Raw genomic sequence first — 20,105 nt, forward strand, 5'->3', positions numbered from 1 at the left:
TGGCGTGAAATCCAGGACCGGCGGCCGCGGCCGCCGGTCCCGCCAGTCGGACGAGCGGCTGGTTAGAGCGTATCGAGATGGAAGGTCACTCCGCCACCCCATGCGAAGTTGCCGTCTCCGCCATCGCCGCCGATGCCGGCCACAACTTCCTGGTGCTGGTCCACCATGACCTTGTTGATCTGGGTGGCATCCGTATTGGCGTAGACCTTGGAGGTATCGTAGCCGCTGTAGGATTTCTGGCTTCCGTTCGACTCGGCGTCTCCGCCATGGGCCTTCGAAAAATACGAGGCCTTGGCGTTTGCGCCGCCGGCATCCCAATCCGCCGTCTGTTTGACGTGATCGCCGGTGTTCACGTGCACGTCGGCACCTTCCGCCTTGTTGGTCGGATCGTAGTTGACAGTCGGCTTGCTGATGATGGCTCCCTTGAAAGTACCGTCGCCGCCATTTCCGGCACTTTGACCACCGGTGTCGATCGATTTGACTTTGATCGTATCCGAGATGTTGATTGCCTTTGGCATCATTTGAGGCCTCCGTCGGTTTGTTGGCTGTCGTGCAACATCCATCCCGATCAGGCGGACGCGCGCGGCAAGTCTGGTCCGCCCGCGCACAAGGGCGATAGATGTCAAATCGGACACCATCCGGTTTGGTGGGCCTACGTACGAAAGTACGACATTTCGTCAGGAGAGCGCCTCTGCGCGGGCGTTGCATGCGAAGAGTGGCGACGGCGCGCGCCGCGATGCGATCGGCTATGCGAGCGATGCGACGTTTCGCTATGCCACCAGGTGAAGATCCGACAAGAGATGCGCGGCATCGCCACCCAGTGCGAGATTGCCGTGGCCGCCGTCCCCGCCAACACCGGCGATCTGGACCGCACTCTGATCGATGTGCACGTTGTTGACCTGATCGGCTACGGCCGTCGAATGGGGACCCGCGATTGCGATGTTGATAGGTGCATAGATTGCGACGCTGACATCGATCAGGCTGCCGGAAAAATATCCGTTGCCGCCATTGCCTGCGCTGTTCGAACCGGTCGCGATCGTATCGGAGCCGCCCCACAAGCCGTGGGAAAGAAGGCTTGCATGGCCGCCCGCTGCGGCGTTGTCGTTGCCGCCGTGCCCGCCAATGCCAGCGATCTGAACCGCGGATTGATCCACGGAGACATCATTTATCTGGACCGCGTAAGTGCTGGAGCCATAGCCCGCGATTGCGATGTTGATCGGGTTGTACACTACAAACGAGGTATGGACGAGTTCACCGTAGAACACGCCGTCACCGCCATTGCCGGCCTGGCTTCCGCCCGTTTGAACGCCAAAGACGCCGCCTCCGTTGCTTGATCCCCAGCTGGGGTCGAGCGTCATGACGCTGCCGCCGGCGGCCAAATTGCCATGTCCGCCACTTCCGCCGACGCCCGCGATCTGGGTGGCCGATTGATCGATGTCCACCGTGTTCGATTGATTTGCATGCGCAGTGCCGCCCGAGGCCGCCACCGCAATATTGATCGGATGATAGATCACCACGGGAGCGTCCACGATCGCACCCAAGAAATAGCCGCTGCCGCCGTTTCCGGCGCTGTTGTCGCCGCTCGCGATCACGCCGGCGCCTAAGGACGTACTGACGATGCCGCCCGATGCAATGTTGTCATTGCCGCCATGGCCGCCGACGCCGGCCATCTGAAAGGCGGACTGATCGACATTCAAATTGTTGGACTGATTGGCCAGGGCGACCGAGCCGTATCCCAAACTCACCGAGATGTTGATCGGTTGATAGATCAACAGGGACGCGTGAATGATACTTCCGTAAAAGTAGCCATCTCCGCCGTTCCCGGCCGTGTTCGCTCCGCTCTCGATCGTAGCAATGCCCATCCCGGGATGTGATGCGCCGGAAGCGGGCGTGGTGGACGAAACATCCAGGCCCGCCGCAGCGTGGCTGCCGGCGTGGCCGTCCGCGTCGACCCCTGATGTGGGATGCTTGGATTGAACCGGGTCGGAGTCATGATGCTGGGTATTCGCGCTCGCGGGGTGCGCTCCAGAATCTGCAAATTGACCTGCAAGCGGGCGGGGACCATGGACCAGGGCGCCACCGCCGGCCGCGTCAGTCAGGAACGGTGCGCTCGGTGCCGGACCCGCTTCGTCGTCACCATCGTACCCATCGTGGCGATGGGAGGCGTGATGCAGCCGGATTGCATCCGACATCCGCGAAAAATCCATCGTAGCCTCCCTCATCGCAATCGCTCCGCGCGATCGGACGGGTTCTGCACTCCGGACAGACTGTCATCCCGGGAAGGTCGAATGCCCAGTCGTCAGTTCGGATATAGCGCTTCGTCTGGCACCCGTAACATCGGCTACATCCGTTCGGGTAAAGTGACAGCCTTTGCAACCTTGCGTGGGCCGATGCTTGAAAGTGCGACCTTGAGGAGATGGCGAAAATGGACAATCGAGCTGACGGCCAGATCGCCTGCGGCAAAAATGAATCCACGGCGTTGCCGGATTTAAGTCGCATTGCGACCTAGGTCACGGCCAAAGCTCCCGTCCGGGCAGGGGCGCAACACCGGGGTTTTCCATGTCCGGTCATTTGCGAGTTTATTACGCCGCTTTTACGCTTATTGCAGGTCTCTCGACATCATCCGCGTTTTCGACGCCTCTTTCCGAACTCTTCAATGCCGGTCCCGCCACAGCCCCTGCGCCCGCTTCCGCGGAAGCAGAGTGCTTGACGCGGCCCGGCAAGTCGACCGCCGATGGCCAGCACTGGGTCTATCGGGTGGTAGGCCAGCGCAGATGCTGGTTCCAGATCGCCGAAGGAACTGAGAGGGCGAAGAAGCTGGTTCAGCAACGCGCCACCAAACATCGTGTCGCCGCGGCCGAAGAGAACCAGACCGCGGCGCGCAAGCGGAAGACGGCGGTGGATGCGCGCGCGGAGCTGCCGCGCTCCGCACCTGCGGATACGTCCCGGCCGAGCCCGTCCGTGCCCGCGCAGGTGGTTGATGCCAGTCCCGTCCTCGCCACCGGGATCGCAACCCGCGCGTCGCCGGCCCCCCCTTCCAAACGCGACCGGCTCACGGCTGACGAGATCACGCCGCGCCAGGTCGACGTGGAGGCACTCCTGGCGGCGGCGCCGGCCGCCAGTGACGTGGTTGCCGCCTCGGCGGCGCCGCTCGCCTCTTCCGCCGCAGAGGCGGGCGATGACGGACGGGTCTGGACCTGGCTTGGCATGCTGCTGATGGCTTTGGGGCTTATCTCCGTCTTGAGCGCGAGTCCAACCATTCGGTGGGCCGCGCTGCTGCCCCAGCTATCATTCGCTTGCCTGCGGCGAGTTGACGCCAGCAGGCAGAATGGGCCTCGAGCTCCCTGGCGGCGCGGCTCCCTGGTTTGGGCCCAACAGGGCTTATGGGGCAATGCCTGGCGTCGCTCAACACCACAGCCTTCAGCACCGATCGCGGTGAGTGTCTGAAGGCTTCTCTTGTCGAGGGCGAGTTCTCTCGAGAAATTTCATGCGTTCGCTCAATCGCGAGCCGCCGGGCGCCCTGCCTATTCGGAAACAACCCAGTTTCGCAGACCATCGATCGTGCGAAATCCGTCGGCGGCGTGGGATCGGATCGATGGATGGAAGCCTTGCATCATCTCCGCAAGCGCGTGTCCTGGACCGAGGTCCAGGACTTGATCGACCCCGAGCTCTACGAGAGCCTCCAGCGTCGCCGCCCAGTCGATCGGGCGCGCGATCTGGCATGCGAGCTTTGCTGTCGCATCGGTCACGGAGAAGATGCGCTCGCCGCCATCCCCGGCGAGGAGGGTCCGTTGGTCTGCGACATGAGCGCGTCTGCTGGTCGCAAGCGCCTGCTGCAAGGGCGTACAGGCCGGTTCGAGACGCCTCGTATGCGAGGCGATTTTGACGGCGAGGAGACCGGCGCGGGCGGCACCTTGGGTCGTCGCCTCCTGACAGAGGTCGACGACATCGCGCTCCGCGCCTCCAACCACGACAAGAAGGTCGGGATTCCAGATTGCGATCTCGCAGCGGTGCGTCCGGAGCAGGTGGTCGAGCGTAGTTCGTTCGAGCCCGCGGACGTAGCCGAGCCGCCCGTCCGGGCCCGCCACGTCGTCCATCAATCGGGCGCGAATATCGGTCAGTCGTAACGCTTCCGCGGCGGTCCATATTCCCGCAACGCTCCAGGCCGCCATCTCGCCGACGCTGTAGCCCGTGACAGCGGTGTCCTCAGTCAGCAAGTCCGCGATACAGGCGTGGATCGCGAGCGCCGATGTGACGGTCAGGATCTGGCTGGCATGGTTGGCGGACAGCTCGTCCGCGCCGCGCGTATTTATGAACTTCCGCGGATCTTCGCCGAGACAAGCGGTCGCGGCGGCGAAGACCGATTCCGCAGCAGGCCGATCGGCGACGAGATCGAAGATCTTGTCTGACAGGGTGCCTTGTCCGCCGCAGAGCAGTGCAAGCATCAGGGTGCCAGCCGATCGACGAAGAGAGCGTCCACAAACAGAGCCATGGCGAGCAGATCTGCCGATCCGCCCGGACTGAGATTGCGCGCGACGAACGCCCGGTGAATCCCGTCGGCGTGTTTGCGCCAGCCTGGGCAACCGATTCCGCCCGAGGCAAGGAATGCGGATGCGCTGGCCTGCGCGAAGCGCAATCCGTCAGCTCCGCCCCTGTGCAACAGATTGGTGTCGGCAACATCTGCGATCAGCGCCATGCAGGTCTGAACCCGGACCGCCTCCTCATCCTGAGGCGCGAGCGTCCGCGCCGCGTGCAGCGCGGGAAGGGCGATGTCATAGACGGAGGGGAAGCCACAAGCCGCTTCCGCCCTGGCGCCGCCGGCGCCGTAGCGACGCGACGCCACGGCGCCGTGGCTGCGCAGGGATATCGGGCCTGCGTGGATGGCGTCGCCCCAACGTTGCGACACCAATTCGCCGAGCGGCTTGCGAATGCCGAGAGCGCTGCGATACCCGGCCGCTGCGCAGAGCAGACCCAGTCCGAAGATCGCGCCGCGATGCGTGTTCACACCTGAGGTCGCAGCCAACATCGCGCGCTCCGCCGCAACCCCGATCGCGCGCAACCGGTCCATGCCGGCGCCCTCGGCGCCCGCGGCTGCGAGGTCGTGGAAGAACGGAGCCAGCGTGTCGGCACTCCGGCACAGGAGCCCGGCGTCCATATCGCGATGAGCGCCGTTGTCGACGTGGCTGACGAGCCCCGGCTTCGGATAGGTCTCGACCTCGAGTTTCAGGCACAGCGATGCGAGATGACCGAGCTGCTCCGCGCAGAGCGCGCGTTGCGGCGGCGCTTGCCATCTCAGCGCGACATTCATGAGGCGCCACCCGCGAGAAACGCCGCACGCGTGGTGACATGAACGCCGGCCGCGCCCTTGACCAGGACTTCGTCCTCGTCAGCGCCGGTCAGCTCGCGCCATTGCACGCCGCCGGCGTGATAGACGATCTCGCCGTCCAGCCGCATCGGCGCCGTCTCTGCGATCCGCGCGATGTCGGACGGCAGGGTGTTCGCGTGCGTCGCCGACGACAGCGGCCAGAGCAGGTCGAGGTCCGATCCATCCGACAGATAGGGCAGGCCGGTGAGATGCTGCCAGGCCAGACTGCCGTACGTGCGCGTCTGAGGCAGAAGGCGGACGAGCAGGTCGATGGTCCGGTGCCACGACGCCGGCGCGGCTGCTGCCGTATCCGCCAGCAATGGCGGCGGAGCATGCACGATGAGTTCGCCGGGGGCGAGCGCGACCGCGATACGCCGCTTGCCGTGGCTCGGCGGCAGCGGCAGGCCGAGCGGAATCATGCCTGCGGGATCGTTGCAGGCCGGCCTGCGAACCACGAGCGGGCGGCTGGCGCGCGCCCAGCCCTCGATGATCGGCTCGCTGGCAAGCGCGGGATTTCGGCTCATCGCGGCGGACCAGCCGGTGGCCGAGGCCGTCACCATCGTATGGCGCTGGAGCGCTTCAGCCATGTGGCGCCCCCTGATGCGCGGCCGCCGCGAGCGTGACAACCCGATCGGCGATCTCGGCCGCCTTCCGCCGGCCGCCACGCTCGGCGCCGAGCCGCGCGCGATCGTCCTGTCCCTGCGGCCGTTGCAGCACGGCGGCAAGCTGCGGCGCCAAAGGCGTATTTTCATCCCAGACGGCGTGAATGCCGCCGGTCTGCACCATGTTGTCGAGGCCGGGTGCGAACACCGGCGTCGCTTCCGCCTTCGCCTTCAGCACATCGATCGGCAGCTTGGTGACCCGCGCCATCGACGGCAGATCCATCACCGCGGGATGCGCGCCGGGCAGCGCTACCAGCGTAGCCGTGGCGAGCGCGGTGGCGATGAACGCACCGGCCGCGCTGCCGCCATAGAGCAGGCCGACGGTGCGGTGTCCCTCGGCTTCCGCCAGCAGCAGGGCCTTGGCGAGATGCGACAGATATTCGCTGAGTCCCAGCAGCTCGTCGCGCTTGCTCATGCGCTGGCTGGCGGAATCCACCAGGACCAGGATCGGCGCACGATCGCCGGATTTAACGATCTCGATCACGTGGCCTGCGAGCGCGATCGCATCGTCGACGCCGAGCGGCTGACCCTGCGTGATGCCGAGCACGTGGACGCGACCTCCATCGGGAAGGATCGCCTGTCCCGCGATCATCGCGCCGGTGGTTGCGATCTTGCTGCCGTTCGGAAAGAGACTGGCCAGGATGTCATCGAGCATCATCGGCGTTCTCCCTGTTGTCTGCCGCGCGAAGAAATGCGGCTGTGGGAAGCGCGGGAATCTCCGTCGGCTGGTCGATGCCGAGTGCCTGCCAGATTTCGACGGCGTCCGCGGCCTCGCCGAAACGCTGCAGCCGTCGCTCAAGGCGGTTCTGCTCGGCCTCGAGAGTTGCGGCGTTGCAGCCTCGCTTGATCCCGAGCGCGTGGATCGCCGCCCCGCGAAACGCCTGCGCCTCGTCGTCGACGAACGCATCAGCGCCGCCGATGAGGTAGCGATGCTTGCCGCCCATGGTGCGCCACACCAGCGCGCGATCGCGCGAGTCGAACTCCTCGATGCCCTTGTTGGTCTCGATCACTTCGGGGCCGCTGACACTGAGCCGGCCTTGTTCCGAGATGATCAGGCGCGAGCAGGTGCCGGCGATCAGGCTGCCGCCGCCATAACAGCCGGCACGGCCGCCGATCAGGCCGACGACGTGGATGCCGGCGCGCCGTGCCTCGATGATCGCCCGCATGATCTCGGCGATCGCGAGCTCGCCCGCATTGGCTTCTTGAAGCCGCACACCGCCGGTGTCGAACAGGATCAGTACGTCCTGATGAAGCGCACGCGCGGCGCGCAAGAGGCCCGTGAGCTTGGCGCCATGGACCTCGCCGAAGGCACCGCCCATGAAGCGTCCCTCCTGTGCCGCGACGAGCACGGGCGCGCCGTCCAGGCGGCCGCGGCCGACGACGATGCCGTCGTCGAACTGCTCCGGCAGGTCGAAGATCGCCAGATGCGGGCTCATCTCGCGCAGCTCGGGTCCAATGAATTCGGCAAAGCTGCCGGCGTCGACGAGCGCGTCGATGCGCTGGCGGGCACTGGCCTCGTACCAGCTCAGCGAAACATTGTCGGCTGTGGTCGCTGTCATCGTTCCGGCTCCTCGATCTTGCGGACGCCTTGCGCAAGGCGCAGCGCCACTGTGTCGGGCCTCGCGCCGCCGTCGTTGATGGAAATGCGCAAGCCCCCGGCAGAGCGGCGGGCGACGAAGTCGCGGACCACGGCGTCCCAGATCATGCCGAAGCCATGAGCGGCCGTCGCGATGTCGATGGTGCAGACATCTGCCGGCGAGACGCGTTCCAGCAGGACCTCGAGATTGCCGGAGGCGACGACGCCGACGATCGCCTGGGTGCGGGTGCCGCCGGCGCATCTCGGGGCAGTCAGTCTGAAGCTGAGCTTTTCCATGCAAAACTCCTCACCAATTGCGGAAGCGGCTGGGCGGGCGGTAGAGACCGCCGGAGGCCAGCATGAGGTCCTTGATCGAGCGGGCCGCCAGCAGGCGCCGGTCGGCGTCGAGCGGATCGATGCCGAGATCCTCAGGGCGCTGGATCACGCCGCGCTGCCTGAGCTGTTCGACCAGCTTCGCGTCACGCGCGCGTCCGATGTCGGTGTAGCCGGCAACGCCGCGGATCGCCTGCTCGCGTTCGTCCTTGCTCCGGCACATCAGCAGGTTGGCAATGCCTTCCTCGGTGACGATGTGGGTGACGTCGTCCGAGTAGACCATGACCGGCGCGAGATCGAGCTTGAGCTCGCGCGCCAGATCGAGCGCATCGAGCCGCTCGACGAACAGCGGCGCATTGCGCTCGCCGAAGGTCTCGCCGATCTGCACCACCAGCTTGCGGCCGCGGCGCAGCGCCGCGTTGGAGTCGGGATCGGCTTCGGCGCCGGCCTTGAGCCAGGGTTCGCTCGGGTGGCGCCGGCCGCGCGGATCGGAGCCCATGTTGGGCGCGCCGCCGAAGCCGGCGATGCGGCTGGTCGTCACCGTCGAGCTGTGGCCCTCGAGGTCGACCTGGAGCGTCGATCCGATGAACATGTCGCAGGCATAGAGGCCCGCCGTCTGGCAGAAGGCGCGGTTCGATCGCAACGAGCCGTCGGGACCCGTGAAGAAGACATCGGAACGCGCCGCGACGTAATCCTCCATGCCGACTTCCGAGCCGAAACAGTGGATCTGGTCGACCCAGCCGGATTCGATCGCCGGAATGATCGTGGGATGCGGGTTGAGCGCGAAATGGGTGCAGATCTTGCCCTTGAGGCCGAGCCTCTCGCCATAAGTCGGTAGCAGCAGCTCGATCGCGGCGGTGTTGAAGCCGATGCCATGGTTGAGCCGGCGCACGCCGTAGGGCGCGTAGATTCCCTTGATCGCGAGCATTGCCGTCAGGATTTGGGTCTCGGTGATCGCGGCCGGGTCGCGGGTGAAGAGCGGCTCGACATAGAAGGGACGACCGGCCTCGACCACGAAATGCACGAGGTCGCCGGGAATATCGACGCGCGGCACCTTGTCGACGATCTCGGTGACCTGCGCCACGACGAGGCCGTTCTTGTAGCTCGTCGCCTCGACCACCGTCGGTGTGTCTTCGGTGTTCGGTCCTGTATAGAGATTGCCGTCCTTGTCGGCGCTCACCGCCGCGACGAGCGCGACGTTCGGCGTGAGATCGATGAAATACCGGGCGAACAGCTCGAGGTAGGTGTGCACGGCCCCGAGCTCGATCTTGCGGCCGAACAGCATGCGCGCGATGCGGGCCGATTGCGGGCCCGAATAGGAGAAGTCGAGCCGCCGCGCGATTCCCTTGTCGAAGATGTCGAGGTGGGAGGGCAGGACCACCCCCGACTGCACCATGTGCAGGTCATGGACATCCTGGGGGTCGAGGTTCGCGAGTGCCGAGGCGAGGATGTCGGCCTGCTTCTGATTATCGCCCTCCAGGCACACCCGGTCCCCTGACCGGATCACCGCCTTCAGGAAGGCAGGCAGGTTCGCGATGGGCACCATCTTGCCCTTCGCGTACTGGCCGCCGGCCGCCAGGCGCTCCGCCAGGGCGGCCTTTTGCATACCCCAATCGCTCATTTCGGCTCCTTGGCATGCGGGGTTGGCTTTCGATTGGCCTAATGTATGCGTATTGCCTCCTTATGTCAATTAATGTATACTTTAACCCATAAGCGATGGATATTCGCATACACAGGAGGGAATTTACGATGCGAATGCATGCAGATAGTCCAAGTCCTGGGGATCGTGCCTTGCTCGCCGAGGGGAGGCGCCCGTGACCATTTCCGGCGTAGCGCTGCTCGCGATCTGCACTCTCTTAGGGGGGCTGCTGGGGGACCTGCTCGGCGTCGCCCTCGGTGTGAAGGCCAATGTCGGCGGCGTCGGCATCGCCATGATGTTCTTGATCGCGGCCCGGCTCTGGCTGGTGCGGCACGGCATACTCAGCCACGGGCTCAAGACCGGCGTCGAGTTCTGGGGCAGCTTCTACATTCCGATCGTGGTCGCCATGGCCGCGCAGCAGAACGTGGTCGCTGCGGCAAAAGGCGGTCCGATCGTCGTCATTGCGGGGATCGGCGCGGTCGCGGTGTGTTTCGCGATGGTGGCCCTGATCGGCCGGTTCAGCGGTCGTGTCGAGACCATGGACGAGATCGAGGCGCGAGAGGCCGAGGCGCTCGCTGCACCTGTGCCCCACTTCAAGTCCGGGAGGATCGGATGATCATGATGTCTCACATTCTCGCCGCCAATGCGCTGATCACTGCGTTCGCGGCCGTCGGAATCCTGATGTGGATCTCCGGGACGATCTCGAAATATCTCACCTTCGGACGCATTCACGCCTCGGCGATTGCGATCATGCTGGGCCTCGCGCTGGCTTTTTGGGGAGGCATCTCCACTGGCGGCGAGAAGGGCGTGGCCGACCTGCCGGCCTTGGCCGGGATCGGCTTGATGGGCGGAGCGATGCTGCGCGATTTCGCCATCGTCGCCACCGCCTTCGAGGTCGATGTCGTCCATGCGCGCAAAGCCGGGGTGATCGGCGCGGTCGCACTCGGATTGGGAACGGTGGTGCCGTTCATTCTCGGCGTGTTCGTCGCTGCGGCGTTTGGCTACACTGACGCGGAATCGCTGACGACGATCGGCGCCGGTGCTGTCACCTACATCGTGGGCCCGGTCACGGGCGCGGCGATCGGCGCATCCTCACCGGTTATTGCGCTCTCGATCGCGACCGGTGTATTCAAGGCGGTGATCGTCATGATCGGCACGCCCTTTGTGGCGAAGATGATCGGCCTGAACAATCCGCGTAGCGCGATGGTGTTTGGCGGCTTGATGGGAACGGTCAGCGGCGTGTCTGGAGGGTTGGCGGCGACGGACCGGCGTCTGGTGCCCTACGGTGCGCTGACGGCGACATTTCACACCGGGCTCGGATGCCTGGTCGCGCCCTCGATCCTTTACTTCGCGGTGCGCGCGATCACGGGAGGCTGAATGGCAGAAGTATTGAAGGTCGCGGTCGACGCGGAGGACGATGGCGGGCTGCTCTCCGATCGCATCCGGAACGCGCTCACCGACGAGATTGCCTCGGGTGCGCTCGTCGCCGGTTCGGCCCTGGAAGAGCAGCAGCTTGCCGATCGTTTTGGAGCTTCCCGCACGCCGGTGCGGGAGGCGCTTCGCCAGCTCGTTGTCAGCGGCCTCGTCGAGGTGCGTGGCCGCCGCGGCCTCGTCGTTGCGCGGATGACGCCGGAGCGCATCATGGACATGTTCGAGACCAGCGCCGAGGTCGAAGCCATGTGCGTCAGGCTCGCGACCTATCGCATGACGCCGCTCGAGCGCAGCCATCTGATCGAGCTCCATGACGCCTCGTTGGAGATGGTCGAGGCCAACGATGTCGACGCCTATGACGCGTTCAACCGCGAATTCCACGAATGCATCTACCGCGCAACGCACAACTCGTTTCTCGCCGAGCAGGCGCAGGACGTGCGTTCGCGGCTCAGCGCCTTCCGCCGCACCCAATTGCGGCAGGGTGATCGCATTCGCAAGTCCCGCGACGAGCATGACGCCATCATGCAGGCGATCGCGGAAGGTGACGGAGAGACCGCAGCGCGCCGAATGCGCGCGCACATGCTGAATGCCGCGTCCGCGCTCAGGCGCTATATCGATGATCGCCTCGGCTGAGTAGCCTGATCGCACGATCGACCCAATAGCTTGACCGCATCCGGCGGCCGCAGGCATGGACTATTGGTAAGGTCGCGTGCCCATTCTGCCTGATCGAGGCGCGCCGCGCTCGTATCGCGCCGAGCGGCTTGAGCGAGGCGTCAATATTTCTACATCCACTCAGATCCGTTCCTGCGTGCCGGTTTGACAGGTATCAGAAAGCTGTTGGGCGAATAGTCCGAAGTCCGCGCACCGAAAAGATACTACTCGAACCTCAACCTCCGAATAGAAGCGATTGCGTCAAATGCGCGATAGTCCGGCCTCACAAGCCAGTCGATCGGGCCGTCGAACGCGACGCAAGACGGGTCGATCATGGCGCACACGACGTGAACTGCCGATTGGGCGGCTTGGGCCGGCGCCTGGCTTGAGACGCTGGTCCTTGTCCCTAGGCATAGGGACAGACACGGTCGTGCGATCCGCTTAGGGTCGCTCGCCTGGTTGCTCGTAACCCCGGGACAGGGCTTGAACATCGGACGATCTCCTCCGGGTCCTTGACGCTGCCCCGCGGGGTCCGATGCAACCGGCCGAAGCACTGGGCGGACAGGGAGGAGCTGCATGACGATCGGTTTCACGCGAGTTTGTCTTGTTGTCGCCTGCGTACTTTATGGATATGCGGCGCACGCGGAAATTAAAGTCGGAATTGTGATTTCGGCCACCGGCCCGGGATCTGCGTTGGGGCAACCCCAGCTCAAGACTGTCGCAGCTCTGCCAAAAGAGATCGGCGGAGAGAAGGTGACCTACATCATCCTGGACGACGAGTCTGACTCCACCAAAGGGATCCAGAACGCGCGCCGGCTCGTGATCCAGGACAAGGTCGATGTGCTCGTCGGATCTTCTCTGACGCCGGTGACCATGCCGATGCTCGACGTCGCGCTGGAGTCGAAGACGCCGCTGCTATCGCTTGCGGCCGCCACCGCCATCGTTCAACCGCTGGACGACAAGCGCGCCTGGGCCTTCAAGGTCGTCCCCAACGATGACCTGATGGCGAGCGCCATTCTCAAATACATCGCGAAATCCGGCGCGAAGACACTTGGCTTTATCGGTGTTTCGGATGGGTATGGCGAAGGTTACTATAAGGAGGTGAGCCGCCTTGCGCCGACCTTGGGTCTGACAGTGACGACGCATGAAGTCTACGCGCGTGCGGACACCAGCGTCACCGGCCAGGCGTTGAAGGTGATGTCGACGAATCCTGACGCCGTCTTCATTGCTTCTGCAGGTACCCCGGCGGTCCTGCCGCAACAGGCGCTCCGTGAGCGTGGATACACCGGAAAGATCTTTCAGACGCATGGCGTGGCGAGCGAGGAGTTCATCAAGCTCGGAGGCGCGACCGTCGAAGGCGCTATTTTCGCCGGCGAGGCCTTTACCATTGCGTCCGATCTTCCGGCGGGAGACCCGTTCCGTCACGCGACGGAGCAGTTCGTGACCGCCTATGAGGCGGTGAACGGTCAGAAGCCCAATATGTTCGCGGCTCACCTCTGGGATGTCGTCGCGCTGATCGGGAAAGCTGCGCCGAACGCGCTGAAGACGACGAAGCCGGGTACGCCCGAGTTTCGTGCAGCTCTGCGGGACGAACTCGAGCGCGGGGAGAACATCTATCTCAACAACGGGCTGTCGAACATGAGCAAGACCGACCACAACGGCTATGATGAACGCTCAGCCTTTTTGATCAAGGTCGAGGGCGGGAAGTTCCGCTTGGCGAGATAGCAGCGCGCCAGTCTCGGGAAGACGCGATGTTGAAGCCGAGCTTCTCGTCGGTGATCTCGACTCCTCAGCCTGGAGGACAGGGCGTCACGCCGTCAGCGCGCCACGAGAGGAACATAGTGTTCGAGTTCAGGATCCGGGAAATGGATGGTCCGGCCAAGCTCTGCGGAGCGATAGAGTCCCATAAGCATTTCCATGACGCCGACCCCGTCATCGAAGGTTTCTGCCGGACTCATGCCTCGCCTGAATGCCTCCACCATATGGCGGTTCTCGTCGGTGTAGCCGTAGATGCCGGCTTCGTCCTCGACAACCGGCATCAGACCTTGCTCGGAATTCTGCTTCTCGACGAGGTCCTCGCCCTCTGATCCGCTGATCGCGCGGGAGAGGAAGACCTTGAGGCCAGTCGAGAGCGAGGAGAACTCCATCGAATATTCGGGACCAAGCAATTCAAGCTGGATGCGCAAGCCGGCGCCGACATACGCCCATGAGGTTGTCGCCTCGATCATCAATTGATGCCCGTCAGTATCTTCCATCGTAAGAATCCCGCGCGCGAAATCTTCGACCGGACGTTTGGTGAAATCGACACCCATTCGCCTCTTGAGGTCGGCAGCGTAGTGGGGGCGCGTCCATTTGAGATTGGCCGTCGTGGCGCTGGCACTGACCAGCCGTAGGGAATCGCGCTTTGCGCCCGGCGCGGTCAGCATGAAGCGTGCGACCTCGACTGAATGGCACATCATGTCGGAGAGCACGCCCCCTCCCTGCTTGTCGCCCTGCCAGAACCACGGCTCGTGCGGCCCTGAATGCTCCTCGGCGGCACGCGCGAGATAGGGGCGTCCACTTCCGGGTACGGCTCGGCGCCAGATGATGTCCTTGCCGCGCATCACCGCGGTCGAGAAAAGCTGGTTCTCCAGATAACCGTGAAGCAGGCCTGCATCTTCGACGAGCCTGCGCATTTCCCGTGCCTCGGCAAGCGTGCGGGCGAGTGGCTTTTCGCAAGCAATGGCGCGCAGGGGAGCCCCGGCCTTGGTCACGCGGTGGATCTCGCGCATGATGTCGAGACGGCTGTCGTTCGGCGTCAGCAGCCAAAGCGCATCGACCTCGCCAGACATTGCCATCGCTTCGATGCTGTCAAACACATGCGCCGGCCCAAGGCCAAGATTGCGCGCCTTGTCGGCGATGCGCGTCCGCCGCTCGGCGGAACGGCTGTAGACGCCGCCGACGCTGACGTTGCGCACGCCGAGCATGGACTGCAGATGGAACGCGGCGATGAAGCCGCTGCCGACAAGGCCGATGCGCAGCATTGGAAGTTCCGTGAGCTTCTGCATGTCAGACACCTCCTTCAATGAAAATGCGGTGGTTTAGACCGACGTGGGCGTTCTGCGTTGCCTGCCCGGGATCGCGGCCAGCAGTGCCTGCGTGTAGGGATGCTCCGGCCGTTCCAGCAGATCTGCCGTCGGCCTGATCTCGACGATTTCTCCGAGGCGCATCACTGCGATCCTGTCGCAGACCTGGGCCGCGACGTTGAGATCGTGGGTGATGAACAGCACCGCCAGCCGCAGCCGCGCCTTCAAGGTCTCGAGCAAGGTGAGCACCTGCGCCTGGACAGAGACGTCGAGCGCTGACACCGGTTCGTCGGCCACCAACACCTCCGGGTCGAGCGCCAGCGCGCGCGCAATTCCGATCCGCTGGCGTTGCCCTCCGGAGAATTCATGCGGAAAGCGTCGCGCGGCGCTCGGGTCGAGACCCACGAGCGCCAGCAGTTCCCCGGCACGCGCGAAGGCCTGCGCCGGCGGGACGCCGTGCGCGATCGGTCCGTCGGCGATAATTCGCCCGACGCGGCGACGCGGATTGAGCGAGGCGAAGGGATCCTGGAACACCATTTGGACGTGCTTGCGGGCGGCCCGCAGGCCGGCACCGCGAGCCTCGGAGAAATCCAGCTCGCCGATACGGACCACGCCCGCATCGGCGTCGGTGAGACGCATCACCAGCCGACCGATCGTGCTCTTGCCCGAGCCGGACTCTCCAACGAGGCCGAGCGTCTCGCCGCGCCGGATTTCGAAGGTCACATTCTTTACGGCTGCGACCTCGGTCTGCGAACTGAACCAGTCGCTGCCACGATAGATCTTCGCAAGTCCAGTCGCGGCGCAGGCGATCGGTTCGTCTTCGACCCGGACCCGGGCCGGCGGGGTCCCGCCGGGCACCGCGGCGAGCAGTCGACGCGTATAGGGATGCTGCGGGCGTTCGAGCACGTCCTCCACGGACCCCTGTTCGACGACGCGACCCTTCTCCATGACCGCGACGCGGTCCGCGATGTCGGCGACGACGCCGAAATCATGGGTGATGAACAGCACCGCCATACCGCGCCGCTGCTGAATGTCCCGGATCAACCGAAGGATCTGTGCCTGGGTCGTGACGTCGAGTGCCGTGGTTGGTTCGTCCGCGACCAGGATCGATGGTTCGAGCGCGAGGGCCATTGCAATCATGGCACGCTGACGCTGGCCACCCGACAACTGATGCGGGTAGCTGCGGATGATCCGATCGAGGTCGCGCATGCCTACCTCTTCGAGGAGGGCGCGCAAGTGGGCCTGCCGCTCAGTTGGCGTGAATTGTCCGTGCGCCTCGAACGCTTCCATGATCTGGTCGCCGATCCTGATCACAGGATTGAGCGCTGTCATCGGTTCCTGGAAGATCATCGCGATGCGTCGCCCGCGCAACGTCCGCCATTCTGCTGCGGGGAGGTTCAGCAGATCGCGCCCCTCAAAGTGTATGGCCCCTGCAACCGGGCGAATGGCCCTGGGCAGCAGGCCCATGACGGCAGAGGCGCAGACCGATTTACCGGAGCCGGATTCACCGACGACGCAGAGGATTTGTCGCGGATGCAGAGCAAGCGAAACGTCCTCGACAGCAGAGGCGCGATCCCCGCCGGCGGGCAACGCCAGCGTCAGCCGCTCGATCGACAGGATTGCCTCCGTTGTCTCGCTCATGCTGCCCGATCCGACATCACGTCTTTCTCATCCTGGTCACGCTGCCAGTGCAATGCCGTCCTTGCGATGGTCCGACGCGCCGAGAATGACGCCCCTGGAAGGATCGACGTGCACAGCCTGACAACCTCCGAGCGGTTCGTCCGCCCAGGTCACGCGATGACCGCGCGCAATCAATTCGTCGGCGACAGAGCCGGGAATCGTGGGTTCGAGGCTCAGCGTGCCATCAAACGCAAAGCTGCGCGGCGCATCCGAGGACTGCTGAATGTCGAGCCCACGGTCGAGCACGCCGCTCAGGATCTGCACATGTCCCGCCGCCTGGTATTGTCCACCCATCACGCCGAAGGCGATGATCGGCTTGCCGTGCTTCGCCAGCAAACCCGGAATGATGGTGTGAAAGGGACGTTTTCGCGGCGCAATCGCATTGGGATGTCCTTCGAGAAGGGAGAATCCCGAACCGCGGTTCTGTAATAGCACGCCAGCGCGAGGAGCATAGATGCCGCTGCCGAACGCGAAGAAGAGCGAATTGATGAAAGATACCATGTTGCCGTCGCGGTCGGCGACTGCAACGTAAGCCGTGTCACGATGAACAGGCATGTCAAAATCCGCTGATGCGCTGGCACGCTTCCGGTCGATGGAGGAGCGCAATGCCGCGACTGACGCCTCCGAGAGTAGCGAGTCGACATCGAGCGGACGGAATTCCGGATCGGCGACCAGCGCGTCGCGCTGCCGGTAGGCCGCCTTGGTTGCCTCGGCAAGGAGGTGAATGCGATCCACCTCGCCGAGCGCCGGGTTGGCCATGTCGAAGCCGGCAAGGATGCGGGCGATCAGCAGCGCCGCGACGCCCTGTCCGTTAGGCGGACATTGCAGGATTTGATGATCGCGGTAGTCGGCGCTGATCGGCTCGACGTACTCCGATCGGGCACTTGCGAAATCTTCAAGCTGCATCACTCCGCCCAGCGCCTTCAATGTCGCGACGATTTCTTCGGCGACGGCACCTTCGTAAAACGCGGCGCGTCCCTCGCGCGCAATCCGGCGCAGCGTCGCGCCGAGTGCGGGATGATTGAGCTTGCTGCCGACGACGGGCGCGGCGCCACCGGGCAGGTAGACCGGTGCGCCAGTCTGATGTCGTTCGATGCGATCGGCGTAGCGCGCCCAATCCAGCGCGGCGCGGGGCGTCACCACAAAGCCGGTCTCGGCCGCGCGGATCGCCGGCGCCAGAACCTCGTCCAGGCCTTTTGAACCATAGTCGCCGGCGAGGCGGCACCACGCATCGACCGCCCCCGGAACTGTGACTGCATGGGGTGAATCGTCCGGGATCGATGCCAGCCCGCGCTGCCGAAACCAGCCGAGTTCAGCCTTCGCCGGCGCTCGGCCCGAACCGTTGACGGCGACGGGTTTGCCGGAGGCGGGCGCATAGATCGCAAAACAGTCGCCGCCGATGCCGGTCATATGCGGATCAATGACACCCTGGAGGGCGATCGCGGCAATGGCGGCATCGACTGCATTGCCGCCACTGCGCAGGATCTCGACCGCAGCGAGCGTGACAGCCGGATGAGAGGTCGCGGCCATGCCCCGGTCACCCACCGCCAGCGAGCGCCCCGGCACCATGAAATCGCGCTGTCCCCAGCTCATGCCCTTCTCCGATTGTTGTTGTGAGGCCGCGTGGCGAGGGCTGCGGCAGCCGGTTCATCGCAAAGGATATCGACGTTGCCATGCAGGCGGAGTGCCGAGGCAGGACAAGCTGCTGTGATCGGACCCTCGATCGCGGCTGCGACTGCGGCCGCTTTCTCCGGTCCCTTGGCGATAAGGAGGATGCTCCGAGCCTCCAGGATTGTCGCTATGCCCATTGTGATCGCACGTTCGGGAACCGACGCCGGATCGGGAAAATTGATGGCATTCGCGATGCGGGTGGCTTCGTCGAGTCTGACCTCGCGGGTACGTGAGGCGAAATCCGAACCTGGCTCATTGAAGCCGATATGGCCGTTGGCGCCGATGCCGAGGAGCAGCAGGTCGATGCCCCCGGCAGCCGCAATCTGCGCCTCATAGCGCGCGGCCTCGGCGGCGACGTCGTCGGCCGTGCCATCGGGGATCCTTGCCCGACCGGCTTCGATATCCACATGCCCAAACAAATGCTGCTGCATGTAGGCATGGAAGCTTCCGGGCGATTGAGGGGCGACGCCCACATATTCATCGAGGTTGAAACTCGACACCGTTCGGAACGAGATGAGGCCGGCGCGGGTCGCGGCGACAAGGCGGGCATAGAGCGGCGCCATTGTCGCTCCGGTCGCAAGACCGAGGGTAACCGGCCGTCGATCGTGCAGCCGCGCGATGACGAGTGCGGCTGCGCGTTCCGCGACGGCGGCGGCATTGCCGACAACTTCGATTCTCGGCGCCTGCTCCTTCATGCCGCGACATCTGCTGCCGTGAAAGGAAGAGCCAGCGGGCCCGCATCCTTGCCGATGCCAAACAGCGAGCGATGCACGAGGTCGATGGCGCTGCCGATCGCGCCGATCAGCGTAGCGCGATTGCCGAGCGCGCTGAGCTCGATACGAACAGGCTCGCGCATGCAGCGTCCCAGATGTTCATCGATCCGGACCTTCAGCTCGGGCCGCGCGCCGATGCTGCCGCCCATGATGATGATTTCCGAATCGAGGATGCTGTGCACCGCCAGGATCGCGGTCGTGAGGATCCGGCCGACTTCGTCGATCGTCACTCGTGCCGCCTCCTCGACCGCGAGCCGATCGAAGACATTGCGTACGGTACTGCCGGGCGCGCCGCCGAGCGCGATATAGCGTTCGACAATGCCGGCGCTGCCGATCGCGGTTTCCAGGGTGCCGAACCGAAGGCCGCGCGCATCGTAGGGATCGCCCCCAAGCGGCAGGTAAGCTATCTCGCCGGCCGCCCCGCGTGCGCCGCGCACGAGATAGCCGTTCGAAAAGATGCCCATGCCAATGCCGGTGCCGACTGCGATGAAGGCGAAACTGCGCGCCTTGCGGCTGTTGCCGCGCCAATGCTCCCCGATTGCGGCGAGATTGACGTCATTTTCGATGGCGACGTCGATTCCGAGCCGTTCGCGCAGCGCGGCCCTCACGTCCAGGCTATCCAGTCCGGGGATATTGGGCGCGATGACGATGCTGCCCGACGCTGGGTCGACCATCCCCGGACTTCCCATCACGCCGCCGCGCAAACGTTGCGCCGATACGGACGCACGCTGAAGCAGGGCATCCTTCATGCGATCGATCTGTGCGACCACGGCAGCGCCGCCGTCGCCGGATGTCGGTTCGATGCTCTCGGCGACGATCTCACCGTGCAGATCGGCAAGTGCGACGTGCAGTTTCGTGCCGCCAAGGTCGATACCCAACACGAAGGCGGCATCCGGCCGGAGCGCATAGGTGACGGCGCTTCTCCCCACGCTGCCCTGGATTTGACCGTCCTCATGGACCCAGCCGTCGCGCTCGAGATCACGCATCACTTCGGAGATGGTCTGCTTGGACAGGCCCGTGCTGCGGGCGATTTCGGCGCGCGATACCGAGCGATCGCGCAGCAGGCGCTCGACCACAAGGCGCACGGATTGCTGTCGCGCAACGGGCGATGAGGGGGCGTCTGGCATGGGCCTCAATCCAATTAGTCAATAAGCCGAACTAATACCTCGCCTGATCCGCCGTCAAGGGGTGCGGTGCGAGGATTTTTCGCCTCATAAAGTGACGTATTGTAATTTAGTTTCAGATCGTAGGATGATTTG

The 20,105-nt window shown here is 64.6% G+C and carries 19 protein-coding genes; 5 read left to right on the plus strand and 14 right to left on the minus strand.

From position 1 onward, the window contains the following. Positions 1-62 precede the first annotated feature (62 nt). Entirely contained in the window at positions 63-521 is a 459-nt protein-coding gene (locus tag QJT78_RS12560; protein WP_028150787.1) for a hypothetical protein, read from the minus strand. A 249-nt stretch (positions 522-770) separates the two neighbouring features. Beyond that, complete coding sequence (locus QJT78_RS12565; RefSeq protein WP_240537494.1) at positions 771-2,207, minus strand: hypothetical protein; 1,437 nt, start codon at positions 2,205-2,207, stop codon at positions 771-773. A 352-nt stretch (positions 2,208-2,559) separates the two neighbouring features. Between QJT78_RS12565 and QJT78_RS12570 the strand changes: the two genes are divergently transcribed. Then, the gene (locus tag QJT78_RS12570) at positions 2,560-3,447 is read left to right on the plus strand and encodes a hypothetical protein (protein ID WP_281460243.1); all 888 of its coding nucleotides are present in this window, start codon (positions 2,560-2,562) and stop codon (positions 3,445-3,447) included. A gap of 77 nt (positions 3,448-3,524) precedes the next feature. On the opposite strand, the gene QJT78_RS12575 is transcribed toward QJT78_RS12570, so the two are convergent. Genes QJT78_RS12575 through mdcA form a run of 7 tightly spaced genes read right to left on the minus strand, consistent with a single transcriptional unit; the run spans position 3,525 to position 9,557 of the window. Further along, positions 3,525-4,445 (minus strand): acyltransferase domain-containing protein, encoded by a 921-nt coding sequence (locus QJT78_RS12575; protein WP_049807443.1) that lies wholly within the window; start codon positions 4,443-4,445, stop codon positions 3,525-3,527. After that, complete coding sequence (gene mdcB, locus QJT78_RS12580; protein ID WP_038942259.1) at positions 4,445-5,308, minus strand: triphosphoribosyl-dephospho-CoA synthase MdcB; 864 nt, start codon at positions 5,306-5,308, stop codon at positions 4,445-4,447. The genes QJT78_RS12575 and mdcB overlap by 1 nt, the downstream gene beginning before the upstream one ends. Then, entirely contained in the window at positions 5,305-5,952 is a 648-nt protein-coding gene (gene mdcG / locus QJT78_RS12585) for a malonate decarboxylase holo-[acyl-carrier-protein] synthase (RefSeq protein WP_212490869.1), read from the minus strand. The genes mdcB and mdcG overlap by 4 nt, the downstream gene beginning before the upstream one ends. Continuing rightward, complete coding sequence (mdcE, locus tag QJT78_RS12590) at positions 5,945-6,685, minus strand: biotin-independent malonate decarboxylase subunit gamma (RefSeq protein WP_028149213.1); 741 nt, start codon at positions 6,683-6,685, stop codon at positions 5,945-5,947. Before mdcE ends, mdcG begins: the two co-directional genes overlap by 8 nt. Continuing rightward, positions 6,672-7,586, minus strand: a complete 915-nt coding sequence (locus tag QJT78_RS12595; protein WP_028149212.1) for a biotin-independent malonate decarboxylase subunit beta — start codon at positions 7,584-7,586, stop codon at positions 6,672-6,674. Before QJT78_RS12595 ends, mdcE begins: the two co-directional genes overlap by 14 nt. Beyond that, on the minus strand, positions 7,583-7,900 hold the full coding sequence (mdcC, locus tag QJT78_RS12600; protein WP_028149211.1) for a malonate decarboxylase acyl carrier protein: 318 nt from the start codon (positions 7,898-7,900) through the stop codon (positions 7,583-7,585). Before mdcC ends, QJT78_RS12595 begins: the two co-directional genes overlap by 4 nt. A gap of 10 nt (positions 7,901-7,910) precedes the next feature. Then, positions 7,911-9,557 (minus strand): malonate decarboxylase subunit alpha, encoded by a 1,647-nt coding sequence (gene mdcA / locus QJT78_RS12605; protein WP_028149210.1) that lies wholly within the window; start codon positions 9,555-9,557, stop codon positions 7,911-7,913. Between the two features lie 193 nt (positions 9,558-9,750). Here mdcA and madL point away from each other — a divergent pair, with 193 nt between their 5' ends. The 4 genes from madL (at position 9,751) to QJT78_RS12625 (ending at position 13,382) form a co-directional block, all read left to right on the plus strand. Then, entirely contained in the window at positions 9,751-10,191 is a 441-nt protein-coding gene (madL, locus tag QJT78_RS12610) for a malonate transporter subunit MadL (RefSeq protein ID WP_028149209.1), read from the plus strand. Continuing rightward, a complete protein-coding gene (gene madM / locus QJT78_RS12615; RefSeq protein WP_028149208.1) occupies positions 10,188-10,952 on the plus strand; it encodes a malonate transporter subunit MadM in 765 nt (254 codons plus the stop codon). Before madL ends, madM begins: the two co-directional genes overlap by 4 nt. Continuing rightward, a complete protein-coding gene (locus QJT78_RS12620; RefSeq protein WP_028149207.1) occupies positions 10,953-11,639 on the plus strand; it encodes a GntR family transcriptional regulator in 687 nt (228 codons plus the stop codon). Between the two features lie 594 nt (positions 11,640-12,233). Then, entirely contained in the window at positions 12,234-13,382 is a 1,149-nt protein-coding gene (locus QJT78_RS12625) for an ABC transporter substrate-binding protein (RefSeq protein ID WP_028149205.1), read from the plus strand. 92 nt (positions 13,383-13,474) lie between these two features. On the opposite strand, the gene QJT78_RS12630 is transcribed toward QJT78_RS12625, so the two are convergent. From QJT78_RS12630 to QJT78_RS12650, 5 genes are read right to left on the minus strand one after another with little or no spacing between them, the layout of a single operon-like run. Next, complete coding sequence (locus QJT78_RS12630) at positions 13,475-14,704, minus strand: Gfo/Idh/MocA family oxidoreductase (protein ID WP_028149204.1); 1,230 nt, start codon at positions 14,702-14,704, stop codon at positions 13,475-13,477. A 33-nt stretch (positions 14,705-14,737) separates the two neighbouring features. After that, complete coding sequence (locus QJT78_RS12635; protein ID WP_028149203.1) at positions 14,738-16,363, minus strand: ABC transporter ATP-binding protein; 1,626 nt, start codon at positions 16,361-16,363, stop codon at positions 14,738-14,740. A gap of 36 nt (positions 16,364-16,399) precedes the next feature. After that, on the minus strand, positions 16,400-17,995 hold the full coding sequence (gene ggt / locus QJT78_RS12640) for a gamma-glutamyltransferase (protein ID WP_028149202.1): 1,596 nt from the start codon (positions 17,993-17,995) through the stop codon (positions 16,400-16,402). After that, a complete protein-coding gene (gene nagB / locus QJT78_RS12645) occupies positions 17,992-18,768 on the minus strand; it encodes a glucosamine-6-phosphate deaminase (protein ID WP_028149201.1) in 777 nt (258 codons plus the stop codon). The genes ggt and nagB overlap by 4 nt, the downstream gene beginning before the upstream one ends. Beyond that, a complete protein-coding gene (locus QJT78_RS12650) occupies positions 18,765-19,973 on the minus strand; it encodes an ROK family transcriptional regulator (RefSeq protein WP_049807442.1) in 1,209 nt (402 codons plus the stop codon). Before QJT78_RS12650 ends, nagB begins: the two co-directional genes overlap by 4 nt. Between the last annotated feature and the right edge of the window lie 132 nt (positions 19,974-20,105).

The sequence above is a fragment of the Bradyrhizobium sp. Mp27 genome (assembly GCF_029953005.1).
Classification (GTDB): Bacteria; Pseudomonadota; Alphaproteobacteria; order Rhizobiales; family Xanthobacteraceae; genus Bradyrhizobium; species Bradyrhizobium barranii.

Excerpts from the sequence above, each read along its gene's own strand:
- QJT78_RS12560 (WP_028150787.1), bottom strand. The coding sequence starts at position 521 with ATGATGCCAAAGGCAATCAACATCTCGGATACGATCAAAGTCAAATCG.
- QJT78_RS12565 (WP_240537494.1), bottom strand. The coding sequence starts at position 2,207 with ATGGATTTTTCGCGGATGTCGGATGCAATCCGGCTGCATCACGCCTCC.
- QJT78_RS12570 (WP_281460243.1), top strand. The coding sequence starts at position 2,560 with ATGTCCGGTCATTTGCGAGTTTATTACGCCGCTTTTACGCTTATTGCA.
- QJT78_RS12575 (WP_049807443.1), bottom strand. The coding sequence starts at position 4,445 with ATGCTTGCACTGCTCTGCGGCGGACAAGGCACCCTGTCAGACAAGATC.
- mdcB (WP_038942259.1), bottom strand. The coding sequence starts at position 5,308 with ATGAATGTCGCGCTGAGATGGCAAGCGCCGCCGCAACGCGCGCTCTGC.
- mdcG (WP_212490869.1), bottom strand. The coding sequence starts at position 5,952 with ATGGCTGAAGCGCTCCAGCGCCATACGATGGTGACGGCCTCGGCCACC.
- mdcE (WP_028149213.1), bottom strand. The coding sequence starts at position 6,685 with ATGATGCTCGATGACATCCTGGCCAGTCTCTTTCCGAACGGCAGCAAG.
- QJT78_RS12595 (WP_028149212.1), bottom strand. The coding sequence starts at position 7,586 with ATGACAGCGACCACAGCCGACAATGTTTCGCTGAGCTGGTACGAGGCC.
- mdcC (WP_028149211.1), bottom strand. The coding sequence starts at position 7,900 with ATGGAAAAGCTCAGCTTCAGACTGACTGCCCCGAGATGCGCCGGCGGC.
- mdcA (WP_028149210.1), bottom strand. The coding sequence starts at position 9,557 with ATGAGCGATTGGGGTATGCAAAAGGCCGCCCTGGCGGAGCGCCTGGCG.
- madM (WP_028149208.1), top strand. The coding sequence starts at position 10,188 with ATGATCATGATGTCTCACATTCTCGCCGCCAATGCGCTGATCACTGCG.
- QJT78_RS12620 (WP_028149207.1), top strand. The coding sequence starts at position 10,953 with ATGGCAGAAGTATTGAAGGTCGCGGTCGACGCGGAGGACGATGGCGGG.
- QJT78_RS12625 (WP_028149205.1), top strand. The coding sequence starts at position 12,234 with ATGACGATCGGTTTCACGCGAGTTTGTCTTGTTGTCGCCTGCGTACTT.
- QJT78_RS12630 (WP_028149204.1), bottom strand. The coding sequence starts at position 14,704 with ATGCAGAAGCTCACGGAACTTCCAATGCTGCGCATCGGCCTTGTCGGC.
- QJT78_RS12635 (WP_028149203.1), bottom strand. The coding sequence starts at position 16,363 with ATGAGCGAGACAACGGAGGCAATCCTGTCGATCGAGCGGCTGACGCTG.
- ggt (WP_028149202.1), bottom strand. The coding sequence starts at position 17,995 with ATGAGCTGGGGACAGCGCGATTTCATGGTGCCGGGGCGCTCGCTGGCG.
- nagB (WP_028149201.1), bottom strand. The coding sequence starts at position 18,768 with ATGAAGGAGCAGGCGCCGAGAATCGAAGTTGTCGGCAATGCCGCCGCC.
- QJT78_RS12650 (WP_049807442.1), bottom strand. The coding sequence starts at position 19,973 with ATGCCAGACGCCCCCTCATCGCCCGTTGCGCGACAGCAATCCGTGCGC.